Here is a 15,286-nt window from a genome sequence, read left to right on the forward strand (position 1 = left end):
ATTAAACAACATCGTACCCTTGTTCTTCAATTATTTCCTTGATCTTTTCAAGATTGGCTTTGTTTTTATCGAATGAAACATCCACCGTATGATGTTGTAAATTAACTTTTCCCGATACCCCAATTTCCTTTAAAGCACCTTCGATGCTATTGACACAATGCTGACAGCTCATTCCCTCTACTTGCAATGTAATGTTCTCCATTTCTATTTGCTCCCTTCACGGATTGTCTTATTAGTAATTTCCAACAACTTAATTATTTATAAATCTAAATAAACTATACCACTGTACCCTATATTCTGTGTAAATAAAATCAATAATACAAGTGAAAATAACAATTGAATTATTTCATTAACTTATTAACGGTGACCAACAACTCATCAATTACTTCAAGTTCTCCGGCTTGAATACGATCAACTATGCAACTTTTCATATGATTTTCGAGAAGAAGCTTGCTGACTCCGTTTAATGCCGCTTGAATAGCAGCAATCTGGTTCAGCACATCATCACAATAAGTGTCTTTTTCAATCATGCCTTTAACACCTCGAATCTGTCCTTCAATCCGATTTAATCGGGAATTAAGATTGCTTTTCACTTTTTCGGAATGATTGCTTTTCCGCTCATCATTTGTTGAACAGCACGAGTGTTCAATTTCATAACGGATTACATGAAGTTGCTCCACATTAATTCACCTCGCATCCTTAATTGTTAATTTACCATACCCCCCTAGTGTATGTCAACTGTTGTTCAACATATTTTATTTAAGGCCGAGCATCAACCGGGAACCCCACCTGGGTATTTACTATATGGTATTTTTCACTGAGCAATTGTTTTAACACAAAGGGCTAATGATTGTCATCACGACAACCGTCGGCAAATTAAATAGGTACTTTAAAAAATGTTTTTATGGATCACGTAACTCTTGTAATTCATGGAAAAAGCATCACATTCGATTATCTGAAATCGTTTATTTTGAAATAGCTAAAACGAATAAATGATACGGCCAAGCTTCTATAAATAACGGACAAAATGCTGATTAGGCGATAACAAGCAGTATCAGCTTGTTTGGATTGTGCAATTCGTAGTCGTCTACAGTGGCTTGCAGACCGGAGAGAAACATAGATTCATTATCACAACATGTGCATCTGCAAGAACATTGCCCGGTGAAATAAAGAGAATTGGCGGATAGGGACGTTTGAACACTTGAAGCACATAAAAAGCGACCTGCAATTTTTGGGGTACAAAAACGGAAACGTTTATGCGACGTGATTAACAAAACGGTTCTTATCCAGCAAGCGGCAGTTTCAATTCACGCACTCATATAGAGTGCGACTATTACTGTGTTGGAGGATCAAAACATTCCTGGAGTTTTAATCCACGCACTCACATAGAGTGCGACGGCACACATACCGATTGCTGACTACGATTCGTCCGCTGTTTCAATCCACGCACTCACATAGAGTGCGACTTACGCGGCTTGTTGGCGTTTGGAGGCCGGATTCGTCTGGTTTCAATCCACGCACTCACATAGAGTGCGACAAGGGAGAGACCTTGCCACCAGGTAACCCCATTACGTTTCAATCCACGCACTCACATAGAGTGCGACAGCGAAATAAAGCTATAAATATTACAACAGGGTCCAAATCAACTGATTTATTCCAATTATACCGTTTGAAAACTACTATTTCACGACTTGACTTTTTTATGATTATATGATTTTACTTCTTTTTCGACAAATTTCGAGGTGCGAAGGAACCGGGAAAATCATGGGAGCTTCACATTCGCACCAAAAAAGGGAGGCCCATCTTTTCAAATTATTTTAGCAGCCTGTCTATTTTACTCCCGCTCCAGATACTTCCGCAGCACTCTCTCCACATGCTCCAGGTGCTCGCGCATACGCTGCTCGGCTTTAGCCGGATTGCGGTTCACAACAGCTTTGTAAATGGCGCGATGCTCCAGCCACAGGCGATGGGAAACCTCTTTGCTGCTGTACATCTGCAACCTCCGGGTCTCGCGGATGGCAATCTCCATCTGGGAGGATATCGAATCCAGCAGCCTGACCATGATCGAGTTATGGGTCGCCTTAGCCAACAGTTGATGGAAGCCGATGTCTGCCGACTCCCCTTCCTGCTCATCACCCGCATGTTGTTCCATAATACTGAGCAGCTTCTCGAAGCCCGCCAAATCTTCATCGTTCCGCTTCACTGCCGCAATAGCCGCATTGGATATCTCAAGCGCCTTCCTGGCTTCAAGCAGCTCCAGAATCGTCTCTCTACTCAGCAGCAACGTATCGAACTGTGGCAGCTCCAGCTCGGCAGCAGTCGTCTCCCGCACAAAGCAGCCTTCGCCATGGCGAATATCAATCAGCCCCATCGCCTTGAGCGCGCTAAGCGCCTCCCGCATGGTGGAACGGCCTACCTGGAACTGCTCGGTCAATTCTTTTGTCGACGGCAGCCTCTCTCCTACCTTCCAGCCGCCGTTCATGATGTGCTCCTTCATCTGATCCGCGATTTGTTCATAAATTTTGCGTGTTGTAACTTTGGATAGCGCCACAGTCTTCCCCTCCCCTCCTTTGCCCGTTTATCTCTACTACCATTATATTGCACCAGGCAGCTTTAGCAACTTTCCCGTTCCCTAACAAAAGACTGACACCGCAAGCAAAATGGAGTCGTCCGCCCTATCAAGCGACATATTTATTTTGCTCATTCACTTAGCAAAATTAAAAACACGGCCCGTTCCGGACCGTGTCATTCATTCTTAATTACCGTGCGAAATTTCAGGCGTCGTCAGCTTGTCGTAGAAATCAACCGAGTTATCCTTGTCTGCGGTATTGCGGAGCGCCATCGCGGAACGCGGATGCTCGTCCAGCATACCTGTAATCATGTAGGGGATGATGTAGCCCCACTCTTCCTTCTCGCGAAGCGGGATCATGTACTTCTCGATCATATCCAGCACCGGACGCAGGCTGTAGCGGGAATTTTTCAAATTGGCAACGAGCAGTTCCGTCGGGCAGTTGCCTGCCGCGCGTCCCATACCGTATACGGAAGCGTCCAGCAATTCAACGCCTTTCTCGGCAGAGATCAAGGTATTGGCAAATGCCAGTTGCATGTTGTTGTGCGTGTGTACGCCCAGACGCTTGTTTGGCAGATACTTGCGGAATTTCTCGACCAGCAGGCTAAAATCATTAGGAGACAGGCTGCCGTAAGAATCTACAATGTAGACAACGTCGACAACGCTGTCGTTAATCTGCTCAAATGCTTCCAGAAGCTGATGCTCCATTACATTCGAAAGCGCCATAATATTCAGCGTCGTCTCGTATCCGCGGTCGTGGAACAGTTGCACCAATTCCAGCGCCTTGTCCACATCCTGAATGTAGCAGGCAACGCGGATCAAATCCAGCAGGCTTTGCTCGCGCGGCAAAATATCATTTTCATCAACACGCCCGATATCGACAAGCGCAGACAGCTTCGTGCCCAGCTTTTGCGGAATGACTTCACGCAGGAAATTATCGTCCAGGAAACGCCACGGACCGGCTGAATCGGCGCCTTTAAGCAGCTTCGGGGAATTCTTGTAGCCGATTTCCATATATTCCACACCAGCCTCGTTCAGGCTGTGGTACAAATGCTGAACAAATTCTACGCTAAAATCCCAATTATTGACGAGTCCGCCGTCCCGTATCGTACAGTCTACAATCTTGTAATTCGCACTTGTCTTTGCACTCATGTGTTCAGAGCTCCTTTTGCATAAAATCGCTATTCTCTACATCATACTTGATTGCCGCCTGGAACGCAAAGCTATTTTCAAGCCATTTTCCTGACAATTGAACGGCTTCACAGCATTCTAATTACCGCGTATTCTATACAACCGTAAAAATCAATTGAAGCAGATTTAGCTGAAATGATTTAACCTATTTTGTCTCTTTGCTATAATGTGAGAAACAGACAAGAAGGAGATGAACCTTGCTTTGCAGCCCCCTCTCGAAAATATAGCTTCCATCCAGACAGCGGGAACGCTAAAGCCTGATGTGAAGCCGACCGTGTTCCGAATTCTGATCGCGATCAGCATTGTCCATCTGGTCAATGATACGATCCAAGCGGTTATTCCCGCCATTTTGCCTATACTGAAAAACGCTATGAACCTGTCCTATATGCAGGCCGGAATGATCGTGTTCGCGCTCAATATGACGTCATCCGTCATGCAGCCCGTCGTGGGCCTCTACTCGGACCGAAAGCCTACGCCGTATTTGCTGCCGATCGGGATGGCGCTAATGACTCTCGGTGTTCTGGGCATCGCCTTCTCACCCGGCTACTGGACGATTCTGCTCTCTGTCCTGTTCGTCGGACTGGGATCAGCCGTGTTCCACCCGGAGGCTTCCCGTGTCGCCTACATGGCCGGCGGCTCCCGCCGCGGACTGGCCCAGTCCATTTTCCAGGTCGGCGGCAATTCAGGACAGTCGCTGGCCGCTATTATGACCGCGCTGATTTTTGTTCCGCTTGGCCAGCTTGGTGCCTTATGGTTTACCGTTATTACACTGGCAGCAGCAGCCGTGCAAATCTCGATAGCCAAGTGGTATCAAGGTTATATTAAAGCCCATCCGATGCCTGTGAAGAAGGGAACCGCACGCACAGTGTCGCCGGAACGAAAAAAGCAAATTACGTTTGCGCTTGCAGTCATTATGTGCCTGCTGTTCGTTCGCACCTGGTATCATTCCAGCATTATGATCTATTACCCGTTCCAGCTCATGGAGAAGTTCAATTTGAATCTCCAGCAAGCGCAAATCTATATTTTCCTGTTTGCAGCCACCGGTGCGCTGGGCACCTTCCTTGGCGGGTCGCTATCGGACAAGTTCGGACGCCGCAATGTGCTGTTCTTTTCCATGGCAGGAACGGTCCCGCTGGCGCTGGCGCTGCCTTATGCTGACGCCTTCTGGGCGTACCCGCTTGTGGCAGTGATCGGGTTGGTTGTTATGTCCGGCTGGTCGGTGACCGTTGTTTACGCGCAGGAGCTTGTACCCGGCATGATCGGCACCGTATCCGGACTGACAACCGGCCTTTCCTTCGGACTCGGAGCGCTGGGCGCTGTTGCCCTGGGCGGTATGACCGACGCCTTTGGACTGAATGCCGTGCTCAAAGTTGTCAGCGTGCTGCCGATTCTCGGTTTGCTGACCTTCCTGCTGCCAACCGATAAAAAGATCAAGGAATGGTATTCGGAAGAATAATGCTAGAGGCAAGCTATACGATTGTGGGATGATCGCAGTTCCACTTACAAGGCTCCCAGGCGCATCATAGCCTGGGAGCCTTGGTGTTTCCAGTTCGCTCAAGTAACTATGCTCAACCGGTACACCAGTTGATGTAACTGCGAGTCCCGTCAACGCTCATTCTTGCTCAGCTGATAAGCGTTATTTACCTGCTCCGTCAACTCATCTCCGCCCGCCTGCCTCCACTGCTCGACAAACTGGTCGAACGCGTCAACCGGGAGCTGACCGTATATAATTTTGTTGAACGCCTCCCGCTCCATCTGAACAAGCAGACTGCTGCGGCTCTTGGCAATGCCAAGGGATCTGCCGGAATACCAGTTATGGTAGCGAATACCCTGCCGATCATAGTCCATCACAATGGATGCAGCCTCGATCTCCTCTGGTCTTCGCTTCGCCTTTACCTGCTGCTCGAACGGCGTCGTCGGTTCCTCCGTAGCGAGCTTAACCAGCGTGTTGATCATCAACTCGGGAATACGAGCGCCCTCATAGCTAAGGGAATAATCCATCGGACTGATGAACTGGGGATTATCCTTCACCAGTTTGCCATTGATAAGGTCGTAGTCATATCCCTTGGCAAATCCGTATTCGAACGGCGAGCCCTCCGCCGGGTTCGCGTAATGCTCCATCAAATAGTTGTAGTAATGCAGAAACGCCTCCGGGTGCTCGCTGTCCTTGTTGATCAGGATAACTCCATTCGTCGGAGCCGGACTGCCGGCTCTCACCCCTCTCTTCCCCTCCGGACCGGCCGGCACCGGGAACGCCCTGTACTTGGCCTCCGGCGCGTAGCTCTTGAGCTTCGGGAACGGCCAGTCAGGCAGCCAGTGAGGTCCGGCAATAATACCCGCCTTGCCCGTCGTGAATAATTCTGACGCCTTCACTTCATCCCAGGTGCTTGCATCCCGGGCAATATACCCCTTCTTCATCCACTCGCTCAGCTTGCCCAGCGCCTGCTTCGCCGCGGGTTGGACCGAGCCGTATTCCAGACGATCTCCGACCTTATTCCACTGGGAGTTAACGGCCCCGTACGCCCCGAACAACCAGCTCAAATCCGTCATCCATGCATTCAGATTCTCGCGCAAAGTTACCGCCAGCCCATACGTATCATCCTTGCCGTTGCCATCCGGATCGAGATAGGTGAATGCTTCCATAATCCGCTCCAAATCCTCGATCGTCTCAGGTGGGTCGAGGTCCAGCTTCTCCAGCCAATCCTCGCGAATCCATAATACCGGCTCTGTATTCATCGTATAGTCCAGCAGCGGGAGGGCGTATTTTTTGCCGCCAATCGTTACGTTCTCCCACATCTGCGGATAGCTGGCCGCCGCTTCCTTCCAGATATCATTGGCGTACTTGTCAAACAACTCATCAACTGGCATAAACCGGCCGGACTCCATCAGCTGCATCATCGTTTCATAGGAGCCTCGGTAGGAGACAATGTCCGGCAACGCCTCGCCCCTGCTGATCGACAGCAGCAGTTTTTTAGAAAACGCATGATTTTCCTCGGGGATAGCCCAAAGCGTTTCGGTCTTCATGCCCAAGGTGTCTTCGAGCCAGCGGGTGAACACGTTATCGTCCCAATCCTCATTATCCCGGAAGGTAGTCGAATAGGTGTTGTGCTTCACTACTCTTGTCAAGGTAATCGGCGGATCATACTTTTCCCCGTTCCAGGCCGATCTTCCGGGAACTGATTGATCCCCAATATCCTCAGGCAGACCTCCGCCTGCCCGACAACCCGACAATCCCATAATCAATATTAAAATGACCGCTGTTGCTGTCAGTTTCCTCATTCCCGCTCACCCCTTCAGCGAATCCCGGAATTCCTGCGGCGTCATACCGGTATCCTTGCGAAACTGTTTAATAAAGTAGGTGGTATTCACAAGGCCGACCCGGTTGCCGATCTCATAAATTTTCAACTCGGTATGCTTCAAAAGTTGAATCGCTTTGTCTTTACGAAGCCGTTGAATATATTGATTGATGCCTTCTCCGGTCTCCGACTTGTAGATTTTGGACAAATAGGTCGGATGCATGAAAACTTGCTCAGACAGTGTCTGCAAGGACACATCTTCAGCCAAATGATTCTCAATATAGCGCTGCACATCCTGAATAGTCTGGCGGCGACTATCCTTCAGTTCCAGCAGCGATTCATCTTGCAATTGACGCAGCATGCGCAGCGTGCGGCCAAGCAGTTGCTCGGCGTGATGATACGTATTGCCGTCTATCAGCTGCTCCAGCCCCCGACCGAGAAACTCCGATATTTTCCTCCCGTTTCGATGCAAGATATAAGTGAAGGCGTTATAGATATGGAAATAGACCTCAATCAGATTATCCCGTGACTTGTATTTGTCATCGGCCATCTGCCCGAAGATATGCCGCAGCTTATCCTCCGCCTCCTGCCATCTGCCGGTCTCCAGCAGCTGCGAGAGCACCGGTGGTTCGTAAAGAGAACTCAGCGTATGCACATCCTTGTCTTTAGCGTAGCCGGAGAGCTTCATGCAAAAACCGCTTTCCCTGCCAATCTGCTGGCGAAAGACGGTAAGCATCTCATAGTAATCCGCAGACAGCTGTTCGGGAAAATGCCCCCAATTGCCAGCCAGAATCGACAGCTGACCCTTCAAGAAAACCCTTACATTATGCTGAATACGCGAAAAAAGCGCGTCAATATACTCATCCTCCTTCATATGCAATGCGGATAAATAATGATTGCGTTCCTGTTCATCACCCTTCCACTTGAATAGAAAAATATGATAATCATAGTCATCCTTGCCGTACCAGACATCAAAGCTCAGGCCGAAGATTTCCTCCACAATATTATAGACTGCGTATTCCAGCAGCGGCCTGCTGCCCTGATTGAACGACTGAAAGCCATCCTCCAGCCGGATCATGAATTTGTTATAGCGGTCCCCAAACTCGAACGGCAGGTGCAGCAACTCCAGCTTGCGCTCCCAGGTTTCACGGGGATATTGACTGCCATAGAGAAATTCCAGCAGCAGGTTGCCTCTCAGAAGAGACTGATTTTCCTTGACGGCGCGAACGGCCTGTTCTCTGGAGCTGATCTCCAACCATTCGCACTGGAGCTGCTCGGTCAGCGCCTTTACCTTCTCGATAATTTCCTCGTTCAACACCGGCTTGAGCAAGTATTCCGTCGTCTTGAGCTGCATCGCCTTCTGTGCGAATTCAAATTCCGCATAGCCGGACAGAATAATGCACTTGGTTCTCGGCCACACCTTGCGAATTTCTTCAATTAACTCCAGTCCGTTCATCTTCGGCATATGAATATCTGTAATAATAATGTCCACTGGCGCTTCCTTCAGCTTATCCAGCGCTTCAGGCGCCGAATAAGCCTTGTGCACGCCGCAAATCCCGATTGAAGCCCAATCGATCGTATCCGCCAGGCTGTCCACAGAATGCGGCTCATCATCGACAATCATCAGTTCAGTCATAGTGATCCGCCTCGCTTCCCGGGTCCTTCCAGCGAAGGACGATTTTCAACCCGTTTAATTCTGTTGATTCAAAAAGCTCAATCCCCGCGCCTTCTCCAAAATGCATTTGCAGACGCTGGTTGATATTCCACAACCCCGTTCCCATATCGCTGCCAAGCGGCTGCTGCATACGTTCTGCAATGTCGGCGATCTTGTCCGCGGTGATCCCGACCCCGTTATCCTCGACGATGATCCGAACTTCGCCGTTTTCCCTGAACGCGCTGATGTGGAGTCTGACCGGCTCGCCGGTTGTTTCAATTCCATGCTTGATCGCATTCTCAATAATCGGCTGAATAAGCAGCTTCGGAATCATGACGTCCTTCACCGAATCCGGGATATCATATTCCATGTCAATCTGCACGAACCTTAGCTGTGTAATCTTCAAATAGTGCTTCGTAAACTCGATCTCCACCGGGAGCGGAACTGTTTCTACCTCAATCCGCGTTACATAGCGGTAATACTGGCTCAGATGGTAGGTCATCATAACGACGTCGTCGTGCTTTTTCAGCTTCGTCATATTCATAATAAAGCTCAGGCAATTGTACAGAAAGTGCGGGTTAATCTGGGATTGCAGCTGCTTGAGCGTCGCATCCCGTGACCGCAGCCTTTCCTCATAGACTTTCTCGATAAGCTGCCTGATCTCCATAGTCATTTCATTGAATCGGTCAAATAAATATTGGAACTCATTATCCCCGCTTCCGCTGAGGGTCGTATTCACATAGTTGCCCTGCTTGACCCGCTCAATATTGCGGATCAGCTTCAAAATCGGCTGCTGCACATTTCGATACAACATAAGCACAAGACCGACCGCAACAGCCAGCAGCAACAGCATTGTCCCGTAAAACTGCACCTGATTGGAGCGAATCGGCTGCAAAATCGTCTCCACAGGCACATATTCCACCACATGCCAGCCCAGACTTGAAACTTTCTCATAGTAGAGTTCATAGGATATGTTGCTCATACGTATTCGGAAGTTTCCGCTATCGGACAGCTCCCTATTGTGCAGTTGAGGCTCCAACTCCCGCAAGTGACTGCGCATGTACCGTTTGCCTGAAATGATCTGACCCGTGTCCGATGAATACAAAAAGACTTGCCCGTTGCTCGCAGATGCAAACTGGTCCAGCAGGTTCTCAATATTGTGTTGCGGGAATTTCACCTCGATCACCATATGCAGGTCTTCAAGCTTCTTATAGACAGCCGGAACCATCGCATAGTAAAAAAAGCTTGGCCGGCCATCCTCATCCCGCCGGCTTGCCCATTCATTGCTGGTTATTTTGCTCCCGAGCCGACCCGGCTCGAAGGGCTGTACCGTCGATTTGGCCAGCATACGCTTCTCCAGCATCGAATAGATTGCCGTCTCGCTGGGCCAGGCGGAAGAAATATTATTCAAATCAAGTTTTTCGAGTATCGCCGCATGCAGCCTTACCTCTTCATAATCTGTCCGAATAAAGGAATACCCCATGAATTGCCTTACATTGGGGTCCTGCGTCATGCTGACCGCGAAGTCGGATAGGCGGTTGACGGAATCGTCCATCTGCCTGGAGAAGAAGTGGAGCTGTTTTTTAGTAGAATGATGAATGAGATCCTCGACAACCTTGACGCTCGTCCGATTGCTGTAAGCGTATAATAGAAGCGCCGGAACAAGGAATAGCAAGATTACGAGAATCATTTTGGTCAATATGGTATGTCTGAACATGGCCGTCTCCTGCCTCTCCACTGCTGAATAGGGCCTCATCCGCTGCGAACTCTTCTATTATAACCTAGAGTGAAATAGAGAAGTATTCCTATTTTTACATGATATTTGAATTCTCTCTTGCTTAATCAGTCCGTTCGACCCGTTCAAGCTTGAACCAGTTCAAATTGAAGCCGGAGCCGTCCAAATGAAGCCGCAACACCCGCTCCCCCTCCACCAGCAGAAAAGGTTCGCTCTGAATGGTGGTCCATTTCTGCCAGTCTCCCGTATCTTCCAGACCTGTGGCCGCAAGCGCCTTGCCGTCATCCTGAAGCTCAATGTTGCCTTCAGCACCCACTCCTGCTACACGATAAGACGCACGGTACATCCCCGACTCTTCCACATCTACCGGATAATCCAGCCAGTCGCCGCGCTGGACCCAACCGATATTCAGGCCGCCCTCAGAGCTTGGTTCCGTTCGTCCGCTGCTCGCTGCCAGATACGCCTCGGCTTCGATTTGTCCGGGAATGACCGATGGAAGAACAAATGGATAGGATACGGCGCGAATGGTAGAATCATGCATCCCTTCCTTCATGGCAATAGCCTTCAATTGGATCGTCTCTCCCTGTCCCTTAATTGCAATCGGACCTGTATATAACGTCGAGCTTGCACCCGGCACAGAGCCATCCAGCGTGTACCTGATCTCTGCGCTTTCCGTCGCGGATGCAAGCGTCGCCTGAATCTCCCCAAACACACTTCCGTCCTGCGGATTGACAGTCGGCACCTTCACCCGCTCCTTGAATGTCCCCTTCTCAGCTTCCTTCCACCGGTAGGTCGCGACTGTCTTCCCCGGCAGCGTATCCTGCCACTCCCCGTCTGCATACAATACCCGGAACGGGCGGGACTCGCGGCTGTTGTTGACAACAATCATTACTATAGCGCCGTCTTCGTTCCTGAACGCAATATTGGATACCTCCGGGCGCACCTCTTCCTCCCCGTTCATCCTTGGCTCATGGCGGTCAAAGCTCTCGTCATAGTAATTGCTGTCCAGACGCAGCGCGCCCTGCCTGATGAACCGCGAGAAGTGGCCCATCATATGCGACTCGAAATTAATCGTATAGTTGTCAGGTGTATCGGCATCGATGGTCACCAAGGTGCGGCCTGCCGCCGTACTGGATACATTCGGCTTGCCCCTGCTGTCCAGCAGCGTCACCCAGGCGTTATAGCTGCGGGCATAGTTGCGGAAATATTGAATGATCCGATCTGCCCCCCGCGTCCCCCATACAGACCGCTCCGTCATATAGATCGGCTTGTCGGGATGCGCTTCATGCGCATCCGTCATGACGGACAAGTGCCCCCAATAATCATGAAAGGCTGTGCCGTCAGACAAAGCGTAAGCTTCGGGGTCGTCGTAAATTCTCTTATTTTGCAGCTCCCAGTCATAAATATTGAATTCATGGACCCAGACCTGTGTGTCGATAATCTCCCCGTGCTCCGTACTGCCAAATTCCTGTTTGAGCAGCTTCAGCAGCTCGATTTGCTGTCCCAGCGAAAACTCGGTCATGGGATAATCGACATGAATGCCCGGTTCATTATGCAGGCTGATCGCATAGATCGGGATGCCCTGCTCCGCATAAGCCTCAATCGCCTTGCGGTAATACAATGCCAGAGCAGGCATATATTCACTCTTCATCTTGCCGCTCTTGGACGGGCCGCCTTCGAGGCGTCCGCTGTCCTTCATCCAGCCGGGCACACTCCAGGCCGAGGCGATAATCTTCAGCTCGGGATTGTAGCGCAGCGCTTCCTGAATGACGGGAACGATATTGTAGTCGATATCCTTTTGAATCGAAAAGCGCTCCATCGCCCTGTCTTCTCCGCCTGGCGGATTATCATTATAGCTGTACCATTCCCGGCCTGTGAAATCCGATGTTCCAAGCGTAATGCGCATGACGTTCCAGCCAAGACCGCCCTTTGGATCAAGCAAGTACTGCAGAACCTTCTCGCGGTTCTCCCTGCTCATGCGCATCAAATTATAGACGCTGGATTCCTCCAGCGAGGACCCGACGCCAAAGTATGGCTGGTAAGTAATGGAGTCGTCGATCGTGAAGGTTCGAATAGGCTCGGCTGCGCTCCCCGGCTGATGCCATTGCAGACTCGCCTGTTGCTCCAGCACGCGCGAGCCGTCCTCCGAGGAATACCAGGCTTCCACATTCACAGAATCACGTCCCCCTCTTTCCCATAGATAGACAGCTGCGCCAGCTGCCAGAATGCCGGCAAGCGCAATGAACAGACCTGCCTTTAGGGCCGTCCGCTTGACAGACATGAATGTCCCTCCTTTGATGCCTTCCGAATAGACGATTGCTGTCCCCGATAATGGAAGACAGCAATCGCATGAGATTTAAAATTCAATTAATTTCTGGCATCCAGCAGCTTCTGCCGCTCTGCTCCTACAGCTGCCAAAATATCATCCTCGATTTTTTGCAGCGCTGCTTTGGAATCCAGATTCTTATCCATGACCTCGGCTATGCCACTGCCCCAAATTTCGCCTGCCCGGCCGTCCAGCGGCGTCGCGAAGGACGGCGGAACCTTGTCAAGCAGCGCGGCATAAAGCTGATTCATATTTTGGTTGCCCAGGTACGGGTGTCTGACATTTTTGAATTCCGGGAATTCCCAGGCTGGCTTATAGCCCGGCATCATCCCCTTTTTCGTCCAGATCAGCTGCCCTTCATCCGTAGCCAGATTCCACTTGACAAACTCCCAAGCCAGCTCTTTATTTTTGCTTTGAGACAGAATGGACAACACGGAACCGCCGTTGCCGCCGTAAGCGCCGAATGGAAGCCCGGTCACTCTCCATTTGCCAGTCTGCTCTTCTCCGCCCCAGTCCTGAACAATATTGGCACCCCAGGAACCCATGTACAAGAAGGCCAATTTGCCATTTTTCACCGCCTGCTGCCCTTCCTCAGACCAGATGGATTGGCCCAGATACAGCTCTTCTTGCGCAATCTGCTTGGAGATATCCAGCCCCTTAACGAACCCATCCGTATTACGGCGGTAGTTCAGGTCCTTGTCAAAGAACGAGATGCCGTTGTTCATCAGACCGACCGGCTGATCCCGCCATTCCAGCAGGTAGACGCCTTTGTTTTTCAGCGTTCTCGCCATATTGAGGAAGTTGTTCGAATCGGCCATGTACTGCATCAGTTCGGCAGGATCGGTGGGGAAGCCGTTCTCCTCCATAATATCCTGACGGTAGTACGTTACAGAAGGCGGCATATCCCACGGCATCCCGATCAGGCGTTTGCCGTCAATCGACAGCCAGCGGTTCCAGTTGGCATCTGTAAAATGCTCGCGGTACTGCCCGGCGTTGTAAGGTTCCTGCAGCAGGTCTTCAAGCCCTTCAATAGCATTAAATTGTCTGAAATAACCACCCTCCAGGAACAGGACGTCGGGTCCGCCGGAGCCGCTGGCAATTGCCGTCAACGCTTTCTCATGCATCTCTGCAATGCTCATGACAACAACATTGATTTTCACCTTCGGGTATTTGGCCTCGAACGCCTCTATCGATTCAGGGAAGCTGTCCGGGTTGAACGACCACAACTCGAGTTCCCCGCTCAAGTCCTTGACCGGCTCAGGCTCGGGCTCCGATTTGTTCGAACCCTGATCGCCGCCTCCCGTATTGCTGTTGACAGAATTACCGTTAGTCGGGGTCGTGCCCGAACCACTGCTGCAAGCCGACAGTGCAGCCGAAAGAGCGAATAACAGCATGAATAAAAAAATCGATGTTTTTCTCATTGCCTATCATCCTCCATTGGATTGGTATCACGCTTTTGCTGGCGTTCCATTCACGCATTTATGCCGGACATCGCCTCCCCCGAATCGTATCACTTTGTCTGTTATTCGCCCGCGATTCCTGCGCGCTCCACACTTTCGACAAAATAGCGCTGCGTGAACAGATACAGAACCAGCATCGGTAAAATAGACAGCATTGCCGCAGCCATAATCTTGTTCATCATCGTCGGCGCAACACCGATCGTCTGGGCAGCATTCAATCCGGCTGTCGCAGCATCAATCTGGGCGGAACCGACACCGTTGAAAATGGCCAATGTCTGTGAAAGGTTGTAATAATTTGGCACGCGCAAGTACAGATTCGGCTCGAACACATCGTTCCAGTGCCAGACAACGGAGAACAGGAAGACAACAAGCATCGCCGGGCGGGCAAGCGGCAGCATGATCGTCCAATACGTGCGGAATGCACTCGCGCCGTCTATTCTGGCCGCCTCCTCCAGCACAAACGGAAGCCTGTGAAAAAATTGAATAAATATGAGCACGAACAGAGCGCCTTTCAGCCCATGTCCGGTCAGGCTCGGGACAATAAACGGATAAAAGGTGTTGATCCAGCCGAAATCCGAGAACAGTTGAAACAATGGAACGATAATCGTCTGCGGCGGTACCAGAAACGCGAACAGGACGAGCGACAGGAATAAGGTATAGCCCGGAAAACGATACCGCCCGAAGGCGTAGCCGGCGAGCGCGCAGCTGAATACCTGCAGCGCCGCGCTGCCGAAGGAAATGATTCCGCTGTACATGAATGCATCCCAGTAAGTGCGGCTTTGGGCGCCGCCCAGTGCCAGAAACGCATCCAGATAATTGGAGAAGGACAGGCTCTGCGGAATCCACTGAACCGTCGAATCCGAGACATCCGTGGACATCATGAGCGACTGCGAGACAATGAACAGCAGCGGATACAAAAATACAAAGGAAAGAGAAATCAGCACTGTGTACAGCGACAACTTGCTGATGAACAGGCCGCCTCTTTTCTTGGCGGTGACCACCCAGTCGGCCTGTACCTTGTCGCTCCATTTTTGGGTTGCCGTTTTGGACATGCG

11 protein-coding genes and 1 CRISPR repeat array are annotated in these 15,286 nt (G+C 50.5%); of the genes, 1 reads left to right on the forward strand and 10 read right to left on the reverse strand.

Annotation, left to right across the window (positions count from 1 at the left end; translation table 11 throughout):
* Position 1: 1 nt before the first annotated feature.
* The 4 genes from JFN88_RS22250 to JFN88_RS22265 form a co-directional block, all read right to left on the reverse strand.
* A complete protein-coding gene (locus JFN88_RS22250; protein WP_199021533.1) occupies positions 2–202 on the reverse strand; it encodes a copper ion binding protein in 201 nt (66 codons plus the stop codon).
* A 139-nt stretch (positions 203–341) separates the two neighbouring features.
* Positions 342–680: a metal-sensitive transcriptional regulator gene (locus JFN88_RS22255; protein ID WP_199021534.1), complete on the reverse strand. Its 339-nt coding sequence runs from the start codon at positions 678–680 to the stop codon at positions 342–344.
* A 619-nt stretch (positions 681–1,299) separates the two neighbouring features.
* Positions 1,300–1,604: a CRISPR direct-repeat array (repeat unit 32 nt; unit sequence GTTTCAATCCACGCACTCACATAGAGTGCGAC).
* Positions 1,605–1,834: 230 nt separating this feature from the next.
* Positions 1,835–2,551: a FadR/GntR family transcriptional regulator gene (locus JFN88_RS22260; RefSeq protein ID WP_199021535.1), complete on the reverse strand. Its 717-nt coding sequence runs from the start codon at positions 2,549–2,551 to the stop codon at positions 1,835–1,837.
* Between the two features lie 204 nt (positions 2,552–2,755).
* A complete protein-coding gene (locus tag JFN88_RS22265) occupies positions 2,756–3,721 on the reverse strand; it encodes an aldolase catalytic domain-containing protein (RefSeq protein WP_199021536.1) in 966 nt (321 codons plus the stop codon).
* A gap of 229 nt (positions 3,722–3,950) precedes the next feature.
* Here JFN88_RS22265 and JFN88_RS22270 point away from each other — a divergent pair, with 229 nt between their 5' ends.
* On the forward strand, positions 3,951–5,216 hold the full coding sequence (locus tag JFN88_RS22270) for an MFS transporter (RefSeq protein ID WP_199021537.1): 1,266 nt from the start codon (positions 3,951–3,953) through the stop codon (positions 5,214–5,216).
* Positions 5,217–5,365: 149 nt separating this feature from the next.
* On the opposite strand, the gene JFN88_RS22275 is transcribed toward JFN88_RS22270, so the two are convergent.
* From JFN88_RS22275 to JFN88_RS22300, 6 genes are all read right to left on the reverse strand, one after another.
* The gene (locus JFN88_RS22275) at positions 5,366–7,039 is read right to left on the reverse strand and encodes a type 2 periplasmic-binding domain-containing protein (protein WP_199021538.1); all 1,674 of its coding nucleotides are present in this window, start codon (positions 7,037–7,039) and stop codon (positions 5,366–5,368) included.
* A 6-nt stretch (positions 7,040–7,045) separates the two neighbouring features.
* Entirely contained in the window at positions 7,046–8,692 is a 1,647-nt protein-coding gene (locus tag JFN88_RS22280; protein ID WP_199021539.1) for a response regulator transcription factor, read from the reverse strand.
* The gene (locus JFN88_RS22285; RefSeq protein WP_199021540.1) at positions 8,685–10,466 is read right to left on the reverse strand and encodes a sensor histidine kinase; all 1,782 of its coding nucleotides are present in this window, start codon (positions 10,464–10,466) and stop codon (positions 8,685–8,687) included. The genes JFN88_RS22280 and JFN88_RS22285 overlap by 8 nt, the downstream gene beginning before the upstream one ends.
* An 82-nt stretch (positions 10,467–10,548) precedes the next feature.
* Entirely contained in the window at positions 10,549–12,726 is a 2,178-nt protein-coding gene (locus JFN88_RS22290) for a carbohydrate-binding protein (RefSeq protein WP_199021541.1), read from the reverse strand.
* A gap of 86 nt (positions 12,727–12,812) precedes the next feature.
* Positions 12,813–14,192: an ABC transporter substrate-binding protein gene (locus JFN88_RS22295; RefSeq protein WP_199021542.1), complete on the reverse strand. Its 1,380-nt coding sequence runs from the start codon at positions 14,190–14,192 to the stop codon at positions 12,813–12,815.
* Positions 14,193–14,293: 101 nt separating this feature from the next.
* A complete protein-coding gene (locus JFN88_RS22300; protein ID WP_199021543.1) occupies positions 14,294–15,283 on the reverse strand; it encodes a carbohydrate ABC transporter permease in 990 nt (329 codons plus the stop codon).
* Between the last annotated feature and the right edge of the window lie 3 nt (positions 15,284–15,286).

The organism is Paenibacillus roseus, from assembly GCF_016424485.1.
GTDB classification, from domain to species: domain Bacteria; phylum Bacillota; class Bacilli; order Paenibacillales; family Paenibacillaceae; genus Paenibacillus_D; species Paenibacillus_D roseus.

What these genes read in the sequence shown, in the direction of transcription:
- JFN88_RS22250 (WP_199021533.1), bottom strand. Translation starts at nt 202, where the DNA reads ATGGAGAACATTACATTGCAAGTAGAGGGAATGAGCTGTCAGCATTGT.
- JFN88_RS22265 (WP_199021536.1), bottom strand. Translation starts at nt 3,721, where the DNA reads ATGAGTGCAAAGACAAGTGCGAATTACAAGATTGTAGACTGTACGATA.
- JFN88_RS22270 (WP_199021537.1), top strand. Translation starts at nt 3,951, where the DNA reads ATGAACCTTGCTTTGCAGCCCCCTCTCGAAAATATAGCTTCCATCCAG.
- JFN88_RS22275 (WP_199021538.1), bottom strand. Translation starts at nt 7,039, where the DNA reads ATGAGGAAACTGACAGCAACAGCGGTCATTTTAATATTGATTATGGGA.
- JFN88_RS22280 (WP_199021539.1), bottom strand. Translation starts at nt 8,692, where the DNA reads ATGACTGAACTGATGATTGTCGATGATGAGCCGCATTCTGTGGACAGC.
- JFN88_RS22285 (WP_199021540.1), bottom strand. Translation starts at nt 10,466, where the DNA reads ATGAGGCCCTATTCAGCAGTGGAGAGGCAGGAGACGGCCATGTTCAGA.
- JFN88_RS22290 (WP_199021541.1), bottom strand. Translation starts at nt 12,726, where the DNA reads ATGTCTGTCAAGCGGACGGCCCTAAAGGCAGGTCTGTTCATTGCGCTT.
- JFN88_RS22295 (WP_199021542.1), bottom strand. Translation starts at nt 14,192, where the DNA reads ATGAGAAAAACATCGATTTTTTTATTCATGCTGTTATTCGCTCTTTCG.
- JFN88_RS22300 (WP_199021543.1), bottom strand. Translation starts at nt 15,283, where the DNA reads ATGTCCAAAACGGCAACCCAAAAATGGAGCGACAAGGTACAGGCCGAC.